The sequence below is a fragment of the Stenotrophomonas sp. 05N423 genome, from assembly GCF_056397145.1.
Map to the genome: position 1 here is coordinate 14,426 of NZ_JBFTMV010000005.1, position 21,896 is coordinate 36,321.

Genomic DNA, 21,896 nt, shown 5'->3' on the forward strand with positions numbered 1-21,896 from the left:
GCACTCCCCCGGGGCCGGATACGGCGACGGGCGCCCCCCCGGGGCGCCCATCGCCGGAACGTTGTTACCGGCCGTCAGAACTTCTGCGTGTAGCGCATATAGATAATGCGGCCATACCCGTTGTACAGATTGAAGTTCCACGGGCGGCTGTTGACTTCGACCGGCGTGGGGTAGCGATCGCCGACGTTGTTGCTGCCCAGGGTGATGCCGGAGTTCCACGGCGTCTTGTAGGTCAACGCCAGGTCATGGGTCACGTAACTGCCCACTCGCGTGTCGGGATCGCCCGCAAAGAAGCCGAAGCTGGGCTTGACCGACGGGTTCCTCTGGGCACCAATGTAATTGGCGTTCCAGTTGAGGCTCCAGTTGCCCGAGGTCCAGGTATTGCGCAGGCTGCCGCGCATCTTCGGTGCGGTCACCCAGCCCAGGCGGTCCTTGACCAGGGTGCCATCGACCACCTTGAACTCAAGTACGCGGCCGAGCTGCAGCCAGCTCTCGAACTTGCCCCAGTGAGTATCCTGGAAGCTGCCGCGCAGATTCAGGTCCAGGCCGCGCGTGGTCAGGTCGCCCTCGTTGGCGAAGGCGGTATCGACCTGCTTGATCGAGCCGTTCGGACGCCGCTCCACCTTGGTGCCCGATGGGAGCGGCAAGCCGTTGTTGTCGAAATCCACCAGCTCCTGGTATTCGATCAGGCGGATGCGGTTGTCGATCTGGATGTGGTAGTAGTCCAAGGTCGCGTTCAGCCAATCCAGGGGATCCCATGCCATGCCCAGGCTGTACTGCCGCGAATGCTCCGAACCCAGATCCGGATTGCCGCTGTACCAGGTATCGACCTGGTAGCTGACGTTCTTGCCCACCGGGCCATCGGCGATGCCGTCATTGTTGGCGTCGCCGCCGCAGTCCACGGCCGAATACCCCATCGCCAGGCAGGTCCGGTAATCCTGTACCTGTTCGGCGGAGAACGAACGCTTTGCGTGGATGTGGTTCAGCGTAGGCGCCCGGAAGCCCTTGCCCGCGGATGCGCGCAGGGTCAGGTTGGGCAGCGGCTGCCAGCGCAGGGACGCCTTGGGCGACAGGTCGCCGCCATAGTCGCTGTAGCGGTCGTAGCGGGCGGCCAGGGTGAAGTCGAAGCGGTCCATCACCGGCAGCAGCCACTCGGCATAGGCCGCGTTCACGCGCCGGCTGCCGGCCGCCGAGTTGCCCGCCGAGCCGGCGACCACCCCGGCCTCGGACAGCGAGTCGTAGATGTCGGCGTAGTCCTCGCTGCGGGACTCGACGCCGAAGGCCACCGCGGAGCGCCCACCGGCCATGTCGAACAGGTCCAGCGACGCATTGGCATAGGCCTCCTCGATGACGAACTTGCCGTCGCGGCTGGTGGTGGTGGTGAAGCCCTTGATCACGTCTTCCGCATTGCCGAAAGGATCGCGCAGGTTGTAACGGCCATCGGCGGCGGCGGCCTCGGCCAGCGGGGTGACGATGTAACCGCGCCCGAGCTCGCCCAGCCGGGCATCGCTGCGGCGCAGGCCGGCATCGATGGAAAGCCGGTCGCCAACCTGCCAGTTCATCCCCAGGTTGATGTCCAGCACGGTGTTGTCGACGAAGGTGTCGCGATTGCCCGCGGCCGCATAGCGGTGGTAGACGAATGCGCCGCGCCCATCGCCCGGGACCGGGTCGTTGGGGGAGTTTTCCGGCACGTAGAGCACGCCGGGCGTCGGCGCATAGCGGCCGAAGCTGCTGGCATGGCTGTAGCTGGCCGCCGAATACAGGGACACCGCATCGTTGAGCTGCAGCGTGCCGCGCGCGAACAGTGACTTGTTCTTTATCGAAGCTTCGTTGGCGGCCTCGGCGTTGTAGTCGTAGACGCAGTTCTTGCCGTTCATCCAGAAATCCGGATCGTTGCAGGCATAGCCCGGCAGCGCGCCGCCGGCCTCGCCCTCCTCGCCCGGTTCGGTCGCGCTTTCAAAATAGAAATTGTTTCCGTACAGCGAGCCGCCGCGGATATCGCCGCCAAGCTGGTCGCGCGCGAAGACGATGCCACGCGAGTTGTACGATGCACCGAACATCAGGTTGCCGCGCTCGCCGGAGGTGCCGAACAGCACCGAGGCCTCGTCGGTATCGCCACCGGTCACGCTCGGCGTGCCCTTGCCGATGCGCACCTCGGCGCCATCGAAATCCTTGCGCAGGATCACATTGACCACGCCACCGATGGCATCGGAGCCATACAACGCGGAGGCGCCGTCGGACAGGATCTCGATGCGCTCCACCGCCGCCAACGGAATGGTATTGAGGTCGGCATTGCTGCCCAGCGACGGCGCATAGGGGGCGCGGCGGCCATCGACCAGCACCAGCGTGCGATCCGAGCCAATGCCGCGCAGGTCGACGTCGGACACGGCCTGCGCGCTGCTGCCCGAGCGCGGGCTGAAATTCCCGAACGAGGCGAAAGTGGTGTCGCGCAGCACGTCGGCGACGGAAACATGGCCGCTGGCGTCGATCGCGGCGCGGTCGATCACGGTTACCGGCACGGCGCCTTCGACGTCGGCGCGCTTGATGCGCGAGCCGGTCACTTCGATCCGGTCCAGGCTGTATACGTCGGACTGCGACTGCGCCAGGGAAGCGAACGGAACCAGTGCGGCGGCGATTCCCAGCGGGAGCGCGGCCCGCCGGACGGCCTGCATGGAGTAGCGGGTTTTCACGGATTTCTCTCCTGATGATGTTAGTGAGGCGTTAACGCCACACGACGTTAAAGAGCCGCTCACGCCACTGCGCCGCATGCCCTGTCCATTGGGTTTGCACGGTCTGCCGGCACGCTCCGCTCGCCGTTGCGGTACAGCGAGGGGGAAACGCCGAAGTGCGTGCGGAACGCGCGCGAGAAGCTGCAGTTGTTCTCGAAGCCGCTGGCCACTCCCACCTCGGTGATGGACAGCGGCGTCTCGCGTATCAGCCGTGCGCTGTTGGCCAGGCGCAGGCGTACCGAGGCGGCCTGCGGACATTCGCCATAGACCGCGCGGAAGGTCTTGGTGAAATACCAGACCGACATGCTGCTCAGCTCGGCCAGCTCGCCGATCCGGACCACGCGGTCCATGTGTCCTTCGATGTACAGCAGCGCGCGCTGCATGCGCGCGTACACCTGGCGCCGGTGCGACAGCGAGCGCCCCGGGCAGCGCGCGATCTGGGCCTGCTGGCCCTGCTGCAGGCCGGCGGCCGCGCGCAGCCATCGCTCCATCTGCCACCGGTCGGCCGCGATGGCCTGTATGCCCCGGGCAGGCGTGCCCGCCACCGCCCGCCAGCGCCGCGCCAGCAACCGCTGCATCAGCGCCGACATCGCGCCACGACCGGGGAAGAGCGCCAATTGCGGCGAACGCAGCGCCTGCATCTGCATGTCGGCCGGTATGACCATGCCGATGGCGACGGTGCGCTCGCCGGCATGCAGCACCGGGCAGGCGCCACGATCGAAATGGATCCATTGGCCCGCACCGAGCCGGAACGCACCGGTGCGGGCCGCGATGTCCAGCCCGCCCCTGAGCACCAGCCAGAGCGACGCCTCGGCGGGGTTGACCGCCAGACTGGCACCACGCGCGACCGCCACCAACCACGGGACGCCGGGATCGCCGCCGCGTTCCAGCTCCTGCACCTCGCCGCGATCGAGCCTCAGTACCTGCACTTGCACCTGCATGACCACTCCTTTGTCGGATCTGGCCATCTGTTTGATCGTTCGAGGCCTGAAATGCCGGAAATGCAGCCGAAATCTTTCCGAAATCGCCGGTTCCACGCGCCACGCGCCGCGCGGACCGTCCGCTCCGCGGACAACCGGACAGTGCGGACACTCCCCGCCGCCGCTGCCATCGGCACGTTTCCACCATCCGCGCCGGACACGGAAACGCAAAGGCCCGCACGGCATGCCGGTGCGGGCCTTCGTCGGTGGCGGGGAACCGCGGCGTCAGCGGCGGCGGGCATGGCGCCTGTATTCGGCCTCGTCGATCACACGCATCTCGCGCACCGCACAGGAGGCGCCCCTGGCAGCCACCACGCTGCCGCGCGTGCAGACCACGTTCTCCCTGCCGCGGGTGGCGACCACCACGCTCGAACTCCGCATGGTCGCCTCGCAGTAGCCGCCGAAATCCAGGCGGAGATGCTTGTCGCCATCGGCGATGAGCATGCGCTCGGCGCCCGCGCGCACCGCCGTGTGCTGGCCGGACAGAGTGACGCAGGTCGGTAGCGCGTCGGCGCTCTTCCCGGCCGCCAGGGCATCCACCGGCAGCATGGCGGCAGTTCCCAGGGACAGGGCGATCATCAGACATCGGTACATGACGCTTTCCTTCTTCATCCGTGCCCGGAATGGACACGGATGCAAGGCTAGGCAGCGGGCGCCGCGGCGGAATCTGCTTGAAGTCGCGATGACCATGGAGCGGGCCAGACGCCAGAGCATGCAAACAATGCGGCCGCGTTCCTGCGTCAGGCAGGCCAAAGGCATCGCCAGCCTGAACGCCGCTGCGCGACCTGACCAAAGGCACATGCCGCCGCATCCACACCGCCAGCATCCTCCGCCCCGTGATGGAACGGCCGGTACGGCCTTGCATCGCACTGGGCGGACGACGTCAGCGTGCCGTGCATGCGCGGCCCGCGTCATCTCCATGATCAAGGCGGGGCATGCTGGCCAAGCCTGCACTCGGGCAGACCGGCGGAATGGAAGAACGGGCAGTCATCGACGAACGTCGCAAGGGCAACGCAGCGGGAGCGCAGGCCGTCCCTTCCGGACTCCTGCGCGTGGGCGATCACGATGTCGATCTGGCGCGGCGCAACGTGGTCTCGCGCATCGACGGCGGGTCCCGGAGATTGACGCTCAAGTCGCTGCAGGTGCTGCTGGCGCTGGTGGACGAAGCCGGCAAGGTGGTCAGCCGCGATGCGCTGCTGGCGCGCGTATGGCCCGACACCCTGCCCACCGACGATGTGCTGACCCAGGCCGTCGCCCTGCTGCGCAAGGCATTCGGCGACGACCGCGAAGCACCACGCTACATCGAGACCATCGCCAAGGGCGGCTATCGCCTGCTGGCCGCGCACGAATGGCAGGCGCCACCTGTTGCAGTCTGCGAGCCCGCGCCGTCCCTGCCCCCGCCTGCCACACCGCCCCGGCGGCGCTGGTGGGCGGTGGCAGCAGCGGCATCGACACTGCTCGGATTGCTGGCCTTGTTCCTCCATGCAGGCTCCGCGCGCGACAGGGACCCGGCACCCTCGCACGCCGAATCCGCGCGTGAGGCGTCGCTGCAATATCGGGCCATCGTTTCCTCGCCCGAGCAGGAAACCACGCCACGCCTGTCACCCGACGGAACGCAACTGGTGTTCGCCCGCCTCGATCCACGCACCCGCAGGCAACTGCTGCACATCCAGCGCACCTCGCAGGCCAGCGCGCGCCAGTTCCTGTTCCCCGGCCCCGGGGAACAGGACAGCCTGCCGGCGTGGTCGCGCGATGGCAGACGCATCGCCTTCGTCCGCAACTCCGGCCAGGACTGCCGTTTCATGGTCGTGGCCGCCGACGGCAGCGGCGAGCGCGCCGCGGGCGATTGCGCGAACCCGGACGGGCTGCCGTTCGACTGGACGCCCGACGGCCGCGCCCTCATCGCCGGAGGCACGCGCGCCACGACAGGCCCGGGCGGCGCCCTGCGCCGGCTCGATCTGGCCAGTGGACACTGGCAGCCGCTGGACTACAGCGTCGACCGCGATGCCGTCGACTCACTGCCGCGCCATTCCCCCGATGGACGCTGGCTCGGCTTCCGTCGCGGCACCACGCTCGGCGACCTGTGGATGATGCCCGCCGGAGGCGGCGCGCCGCGCCGGCTTACCACCCTGCGCGGCGACATCCGCGGCTGGGCCTGGCTGCCCGACAGCCAAGGCGTGGTCTTCAGCCTGGTCAAGGAAGAGGTGCGGCTGTACCGCGTCGATCTGTCCGGCGGGGATCCGGTTCCGCTGCCGGTGCTGGCCAGCGGTAATCCGATCCAGCCGGATATCGCCGCGGACGACTGGTCGATGACGTTCGAGATCGACCGGCTGCGCAGTGGCATGTTCCGCTTCCGCACCGATGGCAGCGGCGCCGGCGAGCCGGTATTCGCCTCCAGCGGCGTGGACCTGACACCCGGCATCTCCCCGGACGGCAGCACCCTGGCCTTCGTGTCGGACCGCAGCCTGCACGCGCAGTTGTGGATCGGCCAGCCGGCGCACCCGGAAACCCTGCGCGCGGTGCCCGGCATCGTCCCGGTGCCGCGCCATCCGCCGGTATGGTCGGGCGACGGCCGCAGGCTGCTGGTAATCGGACGTGGCGAGGACGGCGACCGTCTGTTCGAGGTCGAGGTCGGCAGCGACACGGCGACCCCATTGCCGGTACCGGCGCCCTCGCCGGCGTTCGCCGCCTATACCGACCGGCCGGACCACCTGCTGGTCGGCACTGACGGTGGCCAGGGCAAACTGCGACTGGTGCTCTATTCGCTGCCGGACTGGCGCAGCATCGCGACGCTGGAAGACGTGGCCGTCGCCCGCCATGACCCGGCCGGGCAACAGATCTGCTTCACCCGACCATCGCGGACCGGAGTCTGGTGTGCCGATCCCGGGTTGCAGTCGGTCGTCCCTTACGACACCCACTTCCCCGATGCCGCCCACTACCGCGAATGGAACATCACCGGGGGAGCGCTTTACTACAACGGGCCGATCGATGGCTGCAGGACCGCATGGCTGCCGCTGGGTGGCGATCATCCGGTGGACGGCGGACGAACCTGCCTGATCGCCGGACAGGCCACGCTGGCCGGTTCCAGCAGTGTGGACGGCGAGGGGCGCTGGCTCTACGCCTCATTGCCGCTGGAGCACAACATCGATGTCGGCTGGACATCACTGCAGGCGCTGGCCGGGACTGCCCGATAGCAGCTGGCGGAATGGAGTTCCGCCTTCCGCTCCGGCCGGAACACACGACCCGAGGCAATGGGCGCTCCCGTCATCGACCTGCGCTAATGTCCGTTACCCCTGTCGCCGCGCACCTTCATGTCCGCCGCATGCTTCCCGCTCCCCCTCTTCAGGTCATCGCCACATCCGCCATGCGCCGGTGATGCCCATCGCGAAGGGAGGTACGGCGATCCCGGTCCAACTTCGCCAGGGAGCGGCCGTGGTTCCTTAGATGGATGCGCCTTCCGACGGAGATAGGCACCCGGATGCCGTGGAAAGCGCATGGCGCGTTTTCCTCGTGTTCCTGCGCCTGGGCCTGACCTCCTTCGGCGGGCCGGTCGCGCACCTGGGCTATTTCCACGCCGAGTTCGTGGTGCGGCGGCGCTGGCTGGACGAACGCGGCTATGCCGACCTGGTCGCGCTCTGCCAGTTCCTGCCGGGACCGGCCAGCAGCCAGGTCGGCATGGCGCTGGGCCTGTCGCGATGCGGCTATCGCGGCGCGCTCGCCGCCTGGGCCGGCTTCACCCTGCCCTCGGCCGTCGCATTGATCGCGTTCGCCCGATTCCTGTCCACGCACCCGGGCGCGATGTCGGCCGGCGCGCTGCACGGGCTGAAGATCGTGGCGGTCGCGGTGGTGGCGCAGGCGGTCTGGAGCATGTACCGGAATCTGTACGCGGGCGGCGCGTGGCTCGCCCTCATGCTGGCGGCCGCCAGTGTCGCCCTGCTCGCCCCTTCCGCCTTCACGCAGCCGGGCATCATCGCCACGGCCGCGGCGGCCGGGCTGCTGCTGTTCAAGCCCACGCCGCCACGGGAACGCGCTGCATGGACGATACCCGTCGGGCGGCGGGCCGGCACGGTGTGGCTGGCCACGTTCCTTGGCCTGCTGGCCGGGCTGCCGCTGCTCGCCGCACTGCGGCCGGGCCAGGCCATCGCCGAGGCGGACGCCTTCTTCCGTACCGGTGCGCTGGTGTTCGGCGGCGGCCACGTGGTGCTGCCGCTGCTGCAGGCTGCGGTGGTGCCGCCGGGCTGGGTGGACAACGACGCCTTCCTCGCCGGCTACGGCACGGCACAGGCAATGCCCGGTCCGCTGTTCGCTTTCGCCGCCTTCCTCGGCGCGTCCACGCAGGCCGCGCCGTCGGGCTGGATCGGCGGCCTGCTGTGCCTGCTGGCGATATTCGCCCCGTCCTTCCTGCTGGTGGCCGGCGCCCTGCCGTTCTGGACCCGTCTGCGTGGCAACGCGCGCATGCGCGCCGCGCTGACCGGCATCAACGCGGCAGTGGTCGGCCTGTTGCTGGCCGCGCTCTACGACCCGGTGTGGACCAGCGCCATCCATGCGCCATTGGATATCGTGCTGGCGCTGGCCGCACTGGCTGCACTCGCGCTCTGGAAACTGCCGCCGTGGCTGGTGGTGATCGGCTGCGGCGCCGCGGGCGGGATGCTGGGCATCGCCGGTCTGCAATGAACAAGCGGCCGGAAACGGTTCTTCCGCTCCGGCCGCCCTGTCCTCAAGCGGATATCACCGCGCTCACTCCACCGTGACGCTCTTGGCGAGGTTGCGCGGCTTGTCCACGTCGGTGCCGCGCGCCAGCGCGGTGTGATAAGCCAGCAGCTGCACCGGGATGGTGTGCACCACCGGGCTGAGCACGCCGGCATGACGCGGCGTGCGGATCACGTGCACGCCTTCGGAGGCGGTGAAGTTGCTGTCCTGGTCGGCGAACACGAACAATTCGCCGCCGCGCGCGCGCACTTCCTGCATATTGGATTTCACCTTCTCCAGCAGGCTGTCGTTGGGCGCGATCACCACCACCGGCATCTCCGCGTCGACCAATGCCAGCGGCCCGTGCTTGAGCTCGCCGGCCGGATAGGCCTCGGCGTGGATGTAGGAGATTTCCTTGAGCTTGAGCGCGCCTTCCAGCGCGATCGGATAGTGCAGGCCGCGGCCGAGGAACAGCGCGTTCGACTTTCCAGCGAAACGCTCGGCCCAGGCGACGATCTGCGGCTCCAGGTTGAGCACGTGCTGCACGCTGCCCGGCAGGTGCCGCAACTGCTCCAGGTAATCGGCTTCCTGTGCCGCATCGACGCGGCCGTGCAGACGGCCCAGCACCACCGCCAGCTGGAACAGCGCGGCAAGCTGGGTCGTGAAGGCCTTGGTCGACGCCACGCCGATCTCGGCGCCGGCGCGGGTGTAGCAGACCAGCTCGCTGGCGCGCGGGATCGCGCTCTCCGGCACGTTGCAGATCGACAGCGTGTGCGCGTGCCCCAGCGACTTGGCGTATTTCAGCGCCTCCATCGTGTCCAGGGTCTCGCCGGACTGGGAAATGGTGACGACCAGGTGCTTCGGGTTGGCGTAGGCGGCGCGGTACCGGTATTCGCTGGCGATCTCCACGCTGCACGGCAGGCCGGCGATGGCTTCGATCCAGTAGCGCGCGGTCAGGCCGGCGTAGTAGCTGGTGCCGCAGGCGAGGATCTGCACGCCCTCGATGCCGGCCAGCACCGCCTCGGCGTTGCGGCCGAACAGTCCGGCAGGGAAACCACCGGCGTCTATCGCCGCTTCGATGGTGTCGCCGAGCGCGCGCGGCTGCTCGTGGATCTCCTTCTGCATGAAGTGGCGGTACGGGCCGAGCTCCAGCGAAGCCAGCGACACGTCGGACATGCGCTCCTCGCGCTGGACCGGCGTGTCGTCGGCGCCGAACACGCGCACGCCGGCGCGGGTCAGCTCGGCGGTGTCGCCCTCTTCCAGGAACATCACCCGGCGCGTGGCCGAGATCACCGCCGAGACATCGGAGGCGACGAAGTTCTCGCCTTCGCCCAGGCCCACCAGCAGCGGACAGCCCATGCGCGCGACCACCATGCGCCCGGGCTCCTTGCGGCTGATCACCGCCAGCGCGTAGGCGCCGGTCAGTTCCTTCACCGCGCGCTGCAGGGCGCCGAGCAGGTCGTCGTGGTCGGTCTGCAGGTGGTGGTGGATCAGGTGCGCGATGACCTCGGTATCGGTCTGCGATTCGAATTCGTAGCCCAGCGCGCGCAGGCGCTCGCGCTGTTCCTCGTGGTTCTCGATGATGCCGTTGTGCACCAGCGCCACGCCATGGCTGATGTGCGGATGCGCGTTGGATTCGGTGACGCCGCCGTGGGTGGCCCAGCGGGTGTGGCCGATGCCGAGCGTCGCGGCGAAACCTTCGGCGGCGGCGGCGTTCTCCATCTCGGCCACGCGGCCGGTGCGGCGCACGCGGCGGACGTCTCGGTCGTTCAGCACGGCGATGCCGGAGGAGTCGTAGCCCCGGTACTCCAGCCGCTTCAGTCCTTCGATCAGTACCGGTACCACGTCGCGATCAGCGATCGCTCCCACAATGCCGCACATAGTCCATCCATCCGGATTCACAGGCGGACATTCTAGGTCAGCCGGTTCGGACATCCACCGGACAATGGCCGGACATCACCCCCGCGGACACTGTCCGCGGCGGTGTCCGCGGACACCCGGACACATCATCACCCAGAATATATTTCTTTATTTTCAGCAACTTGAAAGTTGGCACGGGATCTGCTTAACCGATACCAACTCTTCCAGTGATGCCGACGATGATCCGCGACACTTCCGCACAGGACCAGACACTTTCCCAGCGCTCCCAGCCGAAGTGGCGCCGTTGGCTGTGGCCGGCCGTCGCCGCGGTGGTGGTCCTGGCCGGCATCGGCTTCGTCGCCAAGGGCTGGCTCGGCGGCTCGCGTTCGTTCGATGGCGCGCGCCTGCGCATCGCCACCGTCGGCCGCGGCGACCTGGTCCGCGACATCGCCGCCGACGGCCGCGTCATCGCCGCCAACAGCCCGGTGCTGTACGCCATCTCCGCCGGCACCGTGACCCTGAAGGTGGTGGCCGGCGACGTGGTCAAGCAGGGCCAGGAACTGGCGGTGATCGACAGCCCGGAACTGCGCAGCAAGCTGGCGCAGGAGCAGGCCACCCTGGCCGGTCTGGAGGCCGAGGCCAGCCGCGCCGCGCTCGACGCCACCCTGGCCCGCGCCACCGCCAGCAAGGTCACCGATCAGGCCGCCATCGACCGCCAGGCCGCCGCCCGCGATCTGGAGCGCTACCAGCGCGGTTACGACGGCGGCGCGGTGCCGCAGGTCAACCTGGCCAAGGCACAGGATGACCTGAAGAAGGCCGAAATCACCCTGCAGCACGCCAGGAGCGACGCCGCGCTGCAGAGCCAGGGCGCGGACCTGGACGCACGCAACAAGCGCCTGCTCGCCAACCGCCAGCAGGCGGTGGTGGACGAAGTGCAGCGCCAGGTCGATGCGCTGACCCTGCGCGCGCCGTTCGACGGCCAGGTCGGCCAGGTACAGGCCACCCAGCACACCCAGGTCGCAACCAATGCGCCGATCCTGGGCGTGGTCGACCTGTCGCGCTTCGAGATCGAGATCAAGGTGCCGGAAAGCTTCGCCCGCGACCTGGCGATCGGCATGCCGTCCCAGCTCACCAGCGGTTCCGGCCAGCCGTTCCCGGGCGAGATTTCGGCGGTATCGCCGGAGGTGGTCAACGGCGAGGTCGTGGCCCGCATCCGCTTCTCCGACAAGCAGCCCGAGGGCCTGCGCCAGAGCCAGCGCATGAGCGCGCGCATCCTGCTCGACACCCGCAAGGACGTGATCAAGGTCGAGCGCGGTCCGTTCGTCGAGCAGTCCGGCGGCCGCTATGCCTGGGTGGTCAACGGCAGCACCGCCAGCCGCCGTCCGGTGCAGTTCGGCGTCAGCAGCCTGGGCGAAGTCGAGATCGTCTCCGGCCTGCAGCCGGGCGAGAAGGTCGTCGTTTCCGGTACCGACCTGTTCGGCGACGCCGAACGCGTTTCCATCAACTGATCCCCCGTCCTTCCCAACATTTCCCTTTCCAGCGCAGGAACTTCCCATGCTCCAGATGCAATCCGTCTCCAAGGTCTTCCGCACCGAACAGGTCGAAACCCATGCGTTGCGCTCGCTCGATCTGCACGTGCGCGAAGGAGAGTTCGTCGCCGTCACCGGTCCGTCGGGCTCTGGCAAGACCACCTTCCTCAACATCGCCGGCCTGCTGGAGACCTTCACCAGCGGCCAGTACCTGCTCGACGGCCAGGACGTCAGCCACCTTGGCGACGACGCCCGCTCGCGCCTGCGCAACCAGAAGATCGGCTTCATCTTCCAGGGCTTCAACCTGATCCCCGACCTGAACCTGTTCGACAACGTCGACGTGCCGCTGCGCTATCGTGGCATGCCCTCGGCCGAGCGCCGCGAGCGCATCGAGAAGGCGCTGAGCAGCGTCGGCCTGGGCTCGCGCATGAAGCACTATCCGGCCGAACTGTCCGGCGGCCAGCAGCAGCGCGCCGCCATCGCCCGCGCCCTGGCTGGCAGCCCGCGCCTGCTGCTGGCCGACGAACCGACCGGCAACCTGGACACGCAGATGGCGCGCGGCGTCATGGAACTGCTGGAGGAGATCAACAGCCAGGGCACCACCATCGTCATGGTGACCCACGATCCGGAACTGGCCGCGCGCGCGCAGCGCAACGTGCACATCGTCGACGGCCAGGCCACCGACCTGCTGCGCGAGCCGTCGCTCGGCCGTGGCGTGGCGGCCACCGAAGCGGCCACGCAGGACTGAGGACCGGACATGTTGTCGCTGCTCCCGTACTACCTCGGCCAGGGCCTGCGCAGTCTGCGCCGCACGCCGGTGCTCACCGGGCTGATGGTGCTGTCCATCGCCATGGGCATCGGCGCGGCGATGACCACCCTGACCGTGCGGCACCTGCTTTCCGGCGACCCGCTGCCCGGCCGCAGCCAGCACCTGTACTACCCGCAGCTGGATGCGATGCCGGGCGTGGAGCCACGCACCAACCCGCCGGACATGCTCGACTACACCTCGGCCGTGGACCTGTGGCGGGCGGGCAAGGGCGACCGCCAGGCACTGGTGGTGGACAGCCCGGTGAAGCTGCAGGCACCGGAAAACGGCGAGCCGGCGAGCATGACCACGATGCTTTCCACCACCGCCGACTTCTTCCCGATGTTCCAGGTGCCGATGGCCTGGGGCAGCGGCTGGTCGGCCGAGGACGACGAGCGCCGCGCGCGCGTGGCGGTGATCTCCTGGGACCTCAACCAGCACCTGTTCGGCGGCAAGGACAGCACCGGGAAAATGCTGCGCATCCGCGGCAGCGACGTGCGCATCGTCGGCGTGCTGGCGCCGTGGCGGCCCTCGCCGCAGTTCTACACGGTGGCCGGCGGCCGCTTCGCCCAAGGCGATACGGCGTCGTACTACGCCAAGCCCGAGGACGTGATGGTGCCGTTCTTCACCGGCCTGCAGATCAACGCCGGCAACTTCCGCCAGTTCACCTGCTGGGGCCTGCCCGAGCGCCCCGGCTACCTGGAAAACTCCAACTGCGTATGGCTGCAGCTGTGGGTGCAGCTGGACAGCAGCGCCAAAGTGGCCGCCTACCGCCAGTTCATGGACGGCTACGTGCGCCAGCAGCACGAACTGGGCCGCGTCAGCCAGACCGGCAACATGCGCCTGCCCGGCCTGATGGAATGGCTGGACTACAACGGCGCGGTGCCGCGCGATGCACGCCTGCAGGCCTGGTTGGCACTGGCCTTCCTCGGCATCTGCCTGTTCAACACCGTCGGCCTGCTGCTGGCCAAGTTCCTGCGCCGCAGCGGTGAGATCGGGGTGCTGCGCGCGCTCGGCGCCACCCGCTCGATGGTGTTCGCGCAGTGCCTGGTCGAAGCCGCGCTGATCGGCCTGGCCGGCGGCCTCGCCGGCCTGTGCCTGACCCTGCTGGGCCTGTGGAACGTGCGCCAGCAACCGCTGGAATATGCCGACATGGTGCACCTGGACCTGCCGATGCTTGCCCTCACCTTCGCCCTGGCCGTGACCACCACGCTCGTCGCCGGCCTGCTGCCGGCGCTGCGCGCGAGCCGGATCGATCCCGCCCTGCAGGTCAAGTCGCTGTGAACATGATCATGGACATCAAACCCATCCTCGCGACCCTGACCCGGCACCGCGTCTCGGCCCTGCTGATCACCCTGGAGATCGCCCTGGCCTGCGCGGTGCTGTGCAACGCGCTGTTCATGGCGGTGGCGCGCATCGACCTGATCGGCCTGGACAGCGGCGTGGACGAAGCATCGCTGGCCACGCTGGCGCTGAACGACTGCGAAGGCTGCAACCCCGCCGACATCAACGGCCGCTGGCTGGACTTCCTGCGCCGCCAGCCCGGCGTGCAGGCCGCCGGCGTGGTCAACAGCGTGCCGTTCGCGCAGCGCGCCGGCGTCGCCGGCATCACACTGGACCCGGAAGGCAAGCGCTTCGGCGGCGTCCCGCACTTCTACACCTTCGACCCGGGTGCGATCCAGACGCTGGGGCTGCGGCCGGTACAGGGCCGTGCCTTCACCGCCGCCGACTACCAGCCCATCGACAACTTCCTGCCGGCCAATGTGCAGGTATGGATCACCCGCGATTTCGCCGCGCACCTGTGGCCCGGCGAGAACCCGCTGGGCAAGGAGTTCTGGATGGCCAGCTCGCGCTTCAGCGTGGCGGGCATCGTCGAGCACTTCGCCGTGCCCAACCCCGGCCGCAGCGAGGGCGGTGTCGCCGCGGCGCAGTGGTCGGTGATCGTGCCGGTCGTCACCGACGCGCAGAGCGGCACCTACGTGCTGCGCGCCGATCCGCGCGACCTGCCCGGCATCCTCCACAACGCGGTGGCCGCCGCGGCAACGCTGGCGCCCGAAGCCATCCTCAACCGCGAATACAGCCGCACCCTGGCCGAGCTGCGCCATGACTACTTCACCCAGGACCGCGCCATGACCCGGTTGCTGCTGGGCGTGTGCCTGGCGATGCTGCTGGTCACCGCGCTGGGCATCGTCGGCCTGGCCAGCTTCTGGGTGCAGCAGCGCACCAGGCAGATCGGCATCCGCCGCGCGCTCGGCGCCACCCGTCGCCAGGTCGTGGGCTATTTCCAGACCGAAAACCTGCTGCTGACCGGCGCCGGCATCGTGCTGGGCATGTTGCTGGCCTATGCCGGCAACCAGTTGCTGATGCATTTCTTCGAGACCGCGCGGCTGCCTTTGCTCTATCTGCCGCTCGGCGCGCTCGCCCTGTTCGCGCTGGGCCAGGCCGCCGTCATCGGCCCGGCGCTGCGCGCCGCCACCGTCCCGCCCATCGTCGCCACCCGCTCCACCTAACCCATTGAACATGCCCGTGACCTGCCTGCATCGCTTCGATCCGTGATTCCCGCCTGCGCAGGAATCACGATCCGATGCCTGACGGCCTGATGCCCTGAGGAAACAAAAGAGCCCACCATGCTCGCGTACTACTTCAAACTCGCCGTGCGCAGCTTCCGCCGCAACAGGGCGCTCAGCGCGCTGATGGTGCTGGCCATCGCCCTGGGCATCGGCACCGCCATGACGATGTTGACCGTTCTGCACAACCTGAGCGGCGATCCGGTTCCGACCCGCAGCAGCGTGCTGTACCACCCGCAGGTCGATCCGCGCCCGGCCAATCTGGAAGGCGCCGATTCCGAGCCGCCCGACGACCTGACCTGGCAGGACGCCCAGAACCTGTACGCGCTGCCCGGCCCCAGCCAGCGCACGCTGACCAGCAGCAACTGGCTGCCGATGCGGGCCGACGTGGAGAACAGCCCGCTGACGATGGTGACCACCCGCGCCGCCACCGCCGATCTGTTCGACATGTTCGACATCCACTTCATCCACGGCGCCGCGTGGTCGCAACGCGAGGACGACGACCGCGCGCAGGTCGTCGTCCTGACCCGCACGCTCAACGACCGCCTGTTCGACGGCGCCAACAGCGTGGGCCGCAGCCTCGTCATCGCCACCCGCAATTTCCGCGTGGTCGGCGTGATCGACGACTGGAACCCGCGCCCCAGGTTCCACGACGTCAATTCCGGCGCGTTTGCCCGGCCCGAACAGATGTATCTGCCGTTCTTCACCTGGATGGAGCTGCCGCAGGACTATGGCTACGGGCCGATGCGCTGCTGGACACGCGGCGGCGGCAACGGCGGCCACGATCCGAAAACGCCGGATTGCAGCTGGGTGCAGTTCTGGGTGCGGCTGGACGGCGCCACGCAGGCCGCCGGCTACCTGCGCACGCTGGAAAACTACAGCGTGCAGCAACACCAGCTGGGACGCTTCCAGCGCGCCCCGAACGTGCGCCTGCGCAACGTGATCGACTGGCTCGACCACAAGCGCGTGATCCCGGCCACGGTACGCATGCAGACCTGGATCGCCTTCGGCGTGCTGCTGGTGTGCCTGGTCAACGCCATCGGTCTGCTGATCGCCAAATTCCTGCGCAAGTCCGGCGAGATCGGCGTGCGCCGCGCCCTGGGCGCGCCGCGCCGGGCCATCTTCCTACAATGCCTCACCGAATCGGGGCTGGTTGGACTGATCGGCGGGCTGGCCGGCCTGCCCCTGGCCTGGCTTGGCCTCTGGCTGGTGCGGCAGCAGCCCATGGCCTACGCAGGCAGCGTGCAACTGGACCTGCCGATGCTCGCCGTGGCCCTGCCGCTCGCCGTGTGCTCGGCGGTGCTGGCCGGCGTCTGGCCGGCCTGGCGCGCCGCCGGCGTCTCCCCCGCCCTGCAGGTGAAATCGTCATGAACCTCTTCACCCACATGCGCCCCGTTGTTTCGGCCCTGCGCGGCCACCGCGCATCGGTACTCCTGCTGGTCCTGGAAATCGCCCTGACCCTGGCCGTGCTGTGCAACCTGATGTTCATCATCACCGGCACTTTCCAGCGTGCCGCCCAACCCACCGGCATCACCGAGAGCGACGTTGGCCTGATCCAGAGCATCGGCGTGATCGGCGCCGACAACCCCGGCACGGCCGGGAGCAGTCTGGCGGCCCTGCTGTCGGTGCCCGGCGTGGAGGCGGCGGCATTCGGCATCGTGCCCTTGTGGGGCGTGCCGCGCATGCCGGTGTTCCTGCACGCCGATGCCTCGCAGCCGCAGGCGCGGCCTTACCAGTTCGTCGGCAGCCAGGGACTGAACCGCGTGCTGGGCGTGCAGGTGCTGGAAGGCCGCGACCTCCTCGAAGATGAAATCCCCACGCCGCAGGAGATATTCAGCGAACCCGGGAACGGCGGCGCAGCATCCACACCCCCTGCGCAGATGCCCGCCCTGCTCACCCAGCCACTGGCCTCGCGCCTGTTTCCGGGCGAATCGGCCCTGGGGAAAACCCTGCACACCGACGTATTCGGCAATCCGGTCGCCCTGCGCGTGGTTGGCGTCATCGCCCCGCTGCGTGCCGCGATCACCGGCCATGCCGACGACGACGACGCCATGCTCATCGAGTTCAAGCTCAGCAGCGAAGGACTGGGCGGCGGCTACCTGATCCGCAGCAAGCCCGGCCAGTTGCAGCAGGTCCTGCCGCTGGCGGCCAAGGCGATGCAGCAGGCCAATCCCGGCCACGTGCAGCAGGAGGTCAAGAGCGTGGCCGAACTTCGCACCGACTATTTCCGCAACGAGCGCGCGACCGCGCGCATGCTGCTGGCGATCGTCGCCATCCTGCTGTCCATCACCGCCCTGGGCGTGACCGGGCTTGCCAGCTTCTGGGTGCAGCAACGCACCAAGCAGATCGGCATCCGCCGCGCACTGGGGGCGACCCGCCGCGACATCCTGCGCTACTTCCAGCTGGAGAACTTCCTGATCGTCGGCGCCGGCGTGCTGCTCGGCACGCTGCTGGCCTTCGTCCTGAACCAATGGCTGATGCGCCGGTTCGAGCTGGATCACCTGGACCCGCACATGGTCATCACCGGCGCCATCGCCGTATGGTTGCTCGGCCAACTGGCCGTACTCGGCCCGGCGCTGCGCGCCGCTGCCGTCCCACCCATCGTCGCCACCCGCAGCGCCTGAGCCGCGCAAGGAAACAATCATGTTTACCTACTACTTCAAACTGGCGTTGCGCAGCTTCCGCCGCAACAAAGTGCTGACCGCGCTGATGGTCCTGGCCATCGCGCTCGGCATCGGCGCGGCGATGACCACCCTGACCGTGTTCAAGGTGCTTTCCGGCGACCCCATCCCGCACAAGAGCGAGCGCCTGTTCTACGTGCAGCTCGATCCCTACACCCGCGATGGCTACAAGCCGGGCGAGGAGCCGGAACAGCAGCTGACCCGCTTCGACGCCGAGGAACTGCTGCGGCAGAAGAAGGCACCGCGGCAGGCGATGATGACCGGCGGCGACGGCATCGTCGATCCGCGCGTGGACGCGCTCAAGCCCTTCAGCGTCGGCGCACGCTTCACCTCGGGCGATTTCTTCCCGATGTTCGACACGCCGTTCCTGTACGGACAGGGCTGGAGCGCCGCCGAGGACACCGGCCACGCGCGGGTCGCGGTGATCGGCCGTACCCTCAACGAGAAGCTGTTCAAGGGCGAGAACAGCGTCGGCCGCGAAGTGCTGTTCGAAGGCCACCCTCTGCGCATCGTCGGCGTACTCGATACCTGGTCGCCGCAGCCGCTGTTCTACGACGTGTTCGTCGGCAAGTTCGACCGCAAGGAAGAGGTGTTCCTGCCGTTCTCCACCTCGCGCGACCTGGAGTTGGACCGCAGCGGCAACATGAACTGCTTCGGCCGCGAGATCGTCAACGACGCGACCGCGCTGAACGTGCCCTGCGCCTGGATCCAGTACTGGGTGGAGCTGGACTCGGCCGGCGACGCTGCAGCGTTCAAGACCTACCTGGACAACTACTCCGACCAGCAGCGCGCAGCCGGCCGCTTCGAGCGCCCGGCCAATACCCGCCTGCGCGACGTGATGGCGTGGATGGATTACCGCGGCGTGGTGCCCGGCGACGTGCGCCTGCAGATGTGGCTGGCGTTCGGCTTCCTGCTGGTGTGCCTGGTCAACACTGTCGGCCTGCTGCTGGCCAAGTTCCTGCGCCGCAGCGGCGAGATCGGCGTGCGCCGCGCGCTCGGCGCCAGCCGCATGGAGATCTTCAAGCAATGCCTGGTCGAGGCGGGCACGGTGGGGCTGGCCGGTGGCCTGCTCGGCCTGCTGTTCGCGCTCGGCGGGTTGTGGGCGGTGCGGCAGCGTCCGGCCGAATACGCGTCGCTTGCGCACCTGGACGGCTCGATGCTGCTGCTGACCTTCGCCCTGGCCATCGCCGCCAGCCTGCTGGCCGGCATCCTGCCGGCATGGCGGGCGATGCAGGTGACGCCGGCGCTGCAGCTCAAGAGCCAATAAAGCTGGAACAACTGGAGGAGTGGGGAGCAGGCGAAACGGCTCTCCGCTCACTTCCCACTCCTCGTTTTTCATTTCCGCTTCCGGAGAACCCCATGGAAATCCGCCCCATCCTCTCCACGCTGGCGCGCCACAAGATGGCGGCCGCGCTGATCGTGCTGGAGATCGCGCTGAGCTGCGCCATCATCTGCAATGCGCTGTTCATCGTTACCCAGCGTCTGGAAACCCTGAACCTGGCCAGCGGCATCGACGACGACCGCCTGATCGAGATCGGCCTGAGCGGCATCGGCCAGCAGACCGACGCCGACGCCCGCACCGCCGAGGACCTAGCCTCGCTGCGCGCCATCCCCGGCGTGGAGCGCGTGGCGGTCAGCAACCAGTTGCCGTTCCAGAACGGCAGCTGGAACACCTCGCTTTCGCTCACCCCCGAGCAGGAAGTGCCCACCCTCAACGCCACCCAGTACATGGTCAACGAGGGCGCGCTGGCCACCATGGGCCTGAAGCTGATCGCCGGCCGCGATTTCAACGCCGACGAGTACAAGAGCAACGACGCGCTGCGCTCGATCGAGGACGTCGCCAGCCTGCGCTCGGCGATCATCCTGAGCAAAGCGGCCGCCGACAAGATGTTCCCGGAGGGCGGTGCGGTCGGCAAGACCGTGTACATGGCCAACATCCAGCTGACCATCGTCGGCGTGGTCGACACCCTGCTGCGCCCGAACCTGATGGGCGGCAACCGTACGTTCTCGGTGATCTTCCCGATCCGCATGAACTTTTCCAACGGTGGCCGCTACCTGATCCGCGTCGCCGACCCGGCGCGCCGCGCCGAGGTGCTCGAACAGGCGCTGGCCGCGCTGGACAAGAACGATCCCAACCGCCTGGTCTGGCGCAAGCAGACCTATGAGGAAGGCCGCGCCAGGTACTTCGCCAATGACCGCGACATGATCGGCCTGCTGCTGATCGTCAGCGGCCTGCTGTTGCTGGTCACCGCACTGGGCATCGTCGGCCTGGCCAGCTTCTGGGTGCAGCAGCGCACCAAGCAGATCGGCATCCGTCGCGCGCTCGGCGCGACCAAGGGGCAGATCCTGCGTTACTTCCAGACCGAGAATTTCCTGCTGGCGACGATCGGCATCGTCATCGGCATGCTGCTGGCCTACCTGCTGAACCAGTGGCTGATGGGACGCTACGAACTGCCGCGCCTGCCGCTGCTGTACCTGCCGGTCGGCGCCGGCGCGCTGTGGCTGCTGGGGCAGATGGCGGTGTTCGGCCCGGCCCGCCGTGCCGCGGCGATCCCGCCGGCCGTTGCCACCCGCAGCACCTGATCCTGAAGGCCCCCGGGGTGAAACCCCTCTCCCCACGGAGAGGGGCTGGGGCAAGGGGACGCTGGATCGCGGCGGATCCCCACTCATCCATCACTTCGCACCGCAATCCCCGGAGGGCATCCACCCCAGAGGGATAGGAAATCCTGGAGCCCTCATGCTCGGCTATTACCTGCAGCTCGCACTGCGCAGCTTCCGCCGCAACACGGTGCTGACCGCGTTGATGGTGGTGACCATCGGCATCGGCATCGGCGCGGCGATGACCACGCTCACGCTGTACAAGGTGCTGTCCGGCGACCCGATCCCGGAAAAAAGCGCGCGCCTGTTCTACCCACGGCTGGAGCCGCGCACGCTCGGCCGCGATGTCGCTGTGGACCAGGAGCCGATGGAGCAGATGACCCGCTTCGACGCCGAGGAACTGCTGCGGCAGAAGCGCGGCCAGCGTCAGGCGATGATGAGCGCCGGTTCGCTGACGATCCTGCCCGAGGGCGCCGCCGCGCAGCCGTTCCGCGCGTCCTCGCGCTACACCACGGCCGACTTCTTCGCGATGTTCAACGCGCCGCTGCGCGCCGGCCATGCATGGAGCGCGGACGACGACGTCTCCCGCGCGCGCGTGGCGGTGATCGGCGCCAAGCTGGCAGAGAAACTGTTCGGCGACGCCGATCCGATCGGGCGCGAGATCCACGCGTCGCAGGGCGTGCTGCGTGTCATCGGGGTGATGGACGAGTGGAAGCTCAACCCGCGCTTCTACGACCTGAGCAACCGCCGCTTCGGCGGCGGCGAGCAGGTGTTCCTGCCATTCTCCACCTCGCGCGACATGCGCCTGCCCACGCAGGGCAGCATGAACTGCTGGGGCAACAGCAACGGCGACCCGGAGGGGGCGCGCGGACTCAACGCCCCCTGCACCTGGCTGCAGTACTGGGTGGAACTGGAATCGCCGGAACAGGCCGCCGACTACCGCAAGTACCTGGCCGACTATTCGGACCAGCAGCGTGCCGCCGGCCGCTTCGAGCGCCCGACCAACGTGCGCCTGGACGACGTGATGGGCTGGCTCGACTACAACCGGGTGGTGCCCAACGACGTGCGCATGCAGATGTGGCTGGCGTTCGGCTTCCTGCTGGTGTGCCTGCTCAACACCGTCGGCCTGCTGCTGGCCAAGTTCCTGCGCCGCAGCGGCGAGATCGGCGTGCGCCGCGCGCTCGGAGCCGCGCGTGGCGACATTTTCCGGCAATGCCTGACCGAGGCCGGGGCGATCGGCCTGGCCGGCGGCCTGCTCGGCCTCGGCTTCGCCGCGCTGGGGCTGTGGCTTATCCGCCAGCAACCGGACGACTACGCACGCCTGGCGCAACTGGACGTCGGCACGCTGCTGATGACCTTCGCACTGGCCCTGCTGGCCAGCCTGCTGGCCGGCATGCTGCCGGCGTGGCGGGCGATGCAGGTGCCGCCGGCATTGCAGCTCAAGAGCCAGTAAGGAGA

General features: G+C 68.5%; 15 protein-coding genes. 11 read left to right on the forward strand and 4 right to left on the reverse strand.

All coding sequences use genetic code 11. From position 1 onward, the window contains the following. Nucleotides 1-74 precede the first annotated feature (74 nt). The 3 genes from AC1DGW_RS09785 to AC1DGW_RS09795 form a co-directional block, all read right to left on the reverse strand. A complete protein-coding gene (locus tag AC1DGW_RS09785; protein WP_478022256.1) occupies nt 75-2,690 on the reverse strand; it encodes a TonB-dependent receptor plug domain-containing protein in 2,616 nt (871 codons plus the stop codon). Between the two features lie 59 nt (nt 2,691-2,749). Continuing rightward, nucleotides 2,750-3,670 carry a helix-turn-helix transcriptional regulator gene (locus tag AC1DGW_RS09790; protein WP_478022258.1) on the reverse strand — a complete coding sequence of 307 codons (921 nt, stop codon included), beginning with the start codon at nt 3,668-3,670 and terminating at the stop codon, nt 2,750-2,752. Nucleotides 3,671-3,934: 264 nt separating this feature from the next. Next, nucleotides 3,935-4,303 (reverse strand): hypothetical protein, encoded by a 369-nt coding sequence (locus AC1DGW_RS09795; protein WP_478022260.1) that lies wholly within the window; start codon nt 4,301-4,303, stop codon nt 3,935-3,937. 341 nt (nt 4,304-4,644) lie between these two features. Here AC1DGW_RS09795 and AC1DGW_RS09800 point away from each other — a divergent pair, with 341 nt between their 5' ends. Together AC1DGW_RS09800 and chrA are read left to right on the forward strand one after the other, a co-directional pair. Then, the gene (locus tag AC1DGW_RS09800) at nt 4,645-6,903 is read left to right on the forward strand and encodes a winged helix-turn-helix domain-containing protein (RefSeq protein ID WP_478022262.1); all 2,259 of its coding nucleotides are present in this window, start codon (nt 4,645-4,647) and stop codon (nt 6,901-6,903) included. Nucleotides 6,904-7,153: 250 nt separating this feature from the next. Next, the gene (gene chrA / locus AC1DGW_RS09805) at nt 7,154-8,383 is read left to right on the forward strand and encodes a chromate efflux transporter (RefSeq protein WP_478022264.1); all 1,230 of its coding nucleotides are present in this window, start codon (nt 7,154-7,156) and stop codon (nt 8,381-8,383) included. A gap of 63 nt (nt 8,384-8,446) precedes the next feature. Here the strand turns inward: chrA and glmS are convergent, their stop codons facing one another. Beyond that, nucleotides 8,447-10,279: a glutamine--fructose-6-phosphate transaminase (isomerizing) gene (gene glmS / locus AC1DGW_RS09810; protein ID WP_478022267.1), complete on the reverse strand. Its 1,833-nt coding sequence runs from the start codon at nt 10,277-10,279 to the stop codon at nt 8,447-8,449. A gap of 218 nt (nt 10,280-10,497) precedes the next feature. Here glmS and AC1DGW_RS09815 point away from each other — a divergent pair, with 218 nt between their 5' ends. The 9 genes from AC1DGW_RS09815 (at nt 10,498) to AC1DGW_RS09855 (ending at nt 21,891) form a co-directional block, all read left to right on the forward strand. Continuing rightward, complete coding sequence (locus AC1DGW_RS09815; protein ID WP_478022269.1) at nt 10,498-11,766, forward strand: efflux RND transporter periplasmic adaptor subunit; 1,269 nt, start codon at nt 10,498-10,500, stop codon at nt 11,764-11,766. A gap of 46 nt (nt 11,767-11,812) precedes the next feature. After that, a complete protein-coding gene (locus AC1DGW_RS09820) occupies nt 11,813-12,535 on the forward strand; it encodes an ABC transporter ATP-binding protein (protein WP_478022273.1) in 723 nt (240 codons plus the stop codon). An 18-nt stretch (nt 12,536-12,553) separates the two neighbouring features. After that, a complete protein-coding gene (locus AC1DGW_RS09825; RefSeq protein WP_478022698.1) occupies nt 12,554-13,876 on the forward strand; it encodes an ABC transporter permease in 1,323 nt (440 codons plus the stop codon). Nucleotides 13,877-13,884: 8 nt separating this feature from the next. Then, complete coding sequence (locus AC1DGW_RS09830; protein ID WP_478022275.1) at nt 13,885-15,102, forward strand: ABC transporter permease; 1,218 nt, start codon at nt 13,885-13,887, stop codon at nt 15,100-15,102. 117 nt (nt 15,103-15,219) lie between these two features. Then, nucleotides 15,220-16,530, forward strand: coding sequence for an ABC transporter permease (locus AC1DGW_RS09835; protein WP_478022278.1), 1,311 nt, complete (start codon nt 15,220-15,222; stop codon nt 16,528-16,530). Further along, a complete protein-coding gene (locus tag AC1DGW_RS09840; RefSeq protein WP_478022280.1) occupies nt 16,527-17,783 on the forward strand; it encodes an ABC transporter permease in 1,257 nt (418 codons plus the stop codon). Before AC1DGW_RS09835 ends, AC1DGW_RS09840 begins: the two co-directional genes overlap by 4 nt. 19 nt (nt 17,784-17,802) lie before the next feature. Then, nucleotides 17,803-19,107 carry an ABC transporter permease gene (locus tag AC1DGW_RS09845; RefSeq protein WP_478022284.1) on the forward strand — a complete coding sequence of 435 codons (1,305 nt, stop codon included), beginning with the start codon at nt 17,803-17,805 and terminating at the stop codon, nt 19,105-19,107. 92 nt (nt 19,108-19,199) lie between these two features. Next, on the forward strand, nt 19,200-20,423 hold the full coding sequence (locus AC1DGW_RS09850) for an ABC transporter permease (RefSeq protein ID WP_478022287.1): 1,224 nt from the start codon (nt 19,200-19,202) through the stop codon (nt 20,421-20,423). A 154-nt stretch (nt 20,424-20,577) separates the two neighbouring features. Beyond that, nucleotides 20,578-21,891: an ABC transporter permease gene (locus tag AC1DGW_RS09855; RefSeq protein ID WP_478022290.1), complete on the forward strand. Its 1,314-nt coding sequence runs from the start codon at nt 20,578-20,580 to the stop codon at nt 21,889-21,891. Nucleotides 21,892-21,896 lie beyond the last annotated feature (5 nt).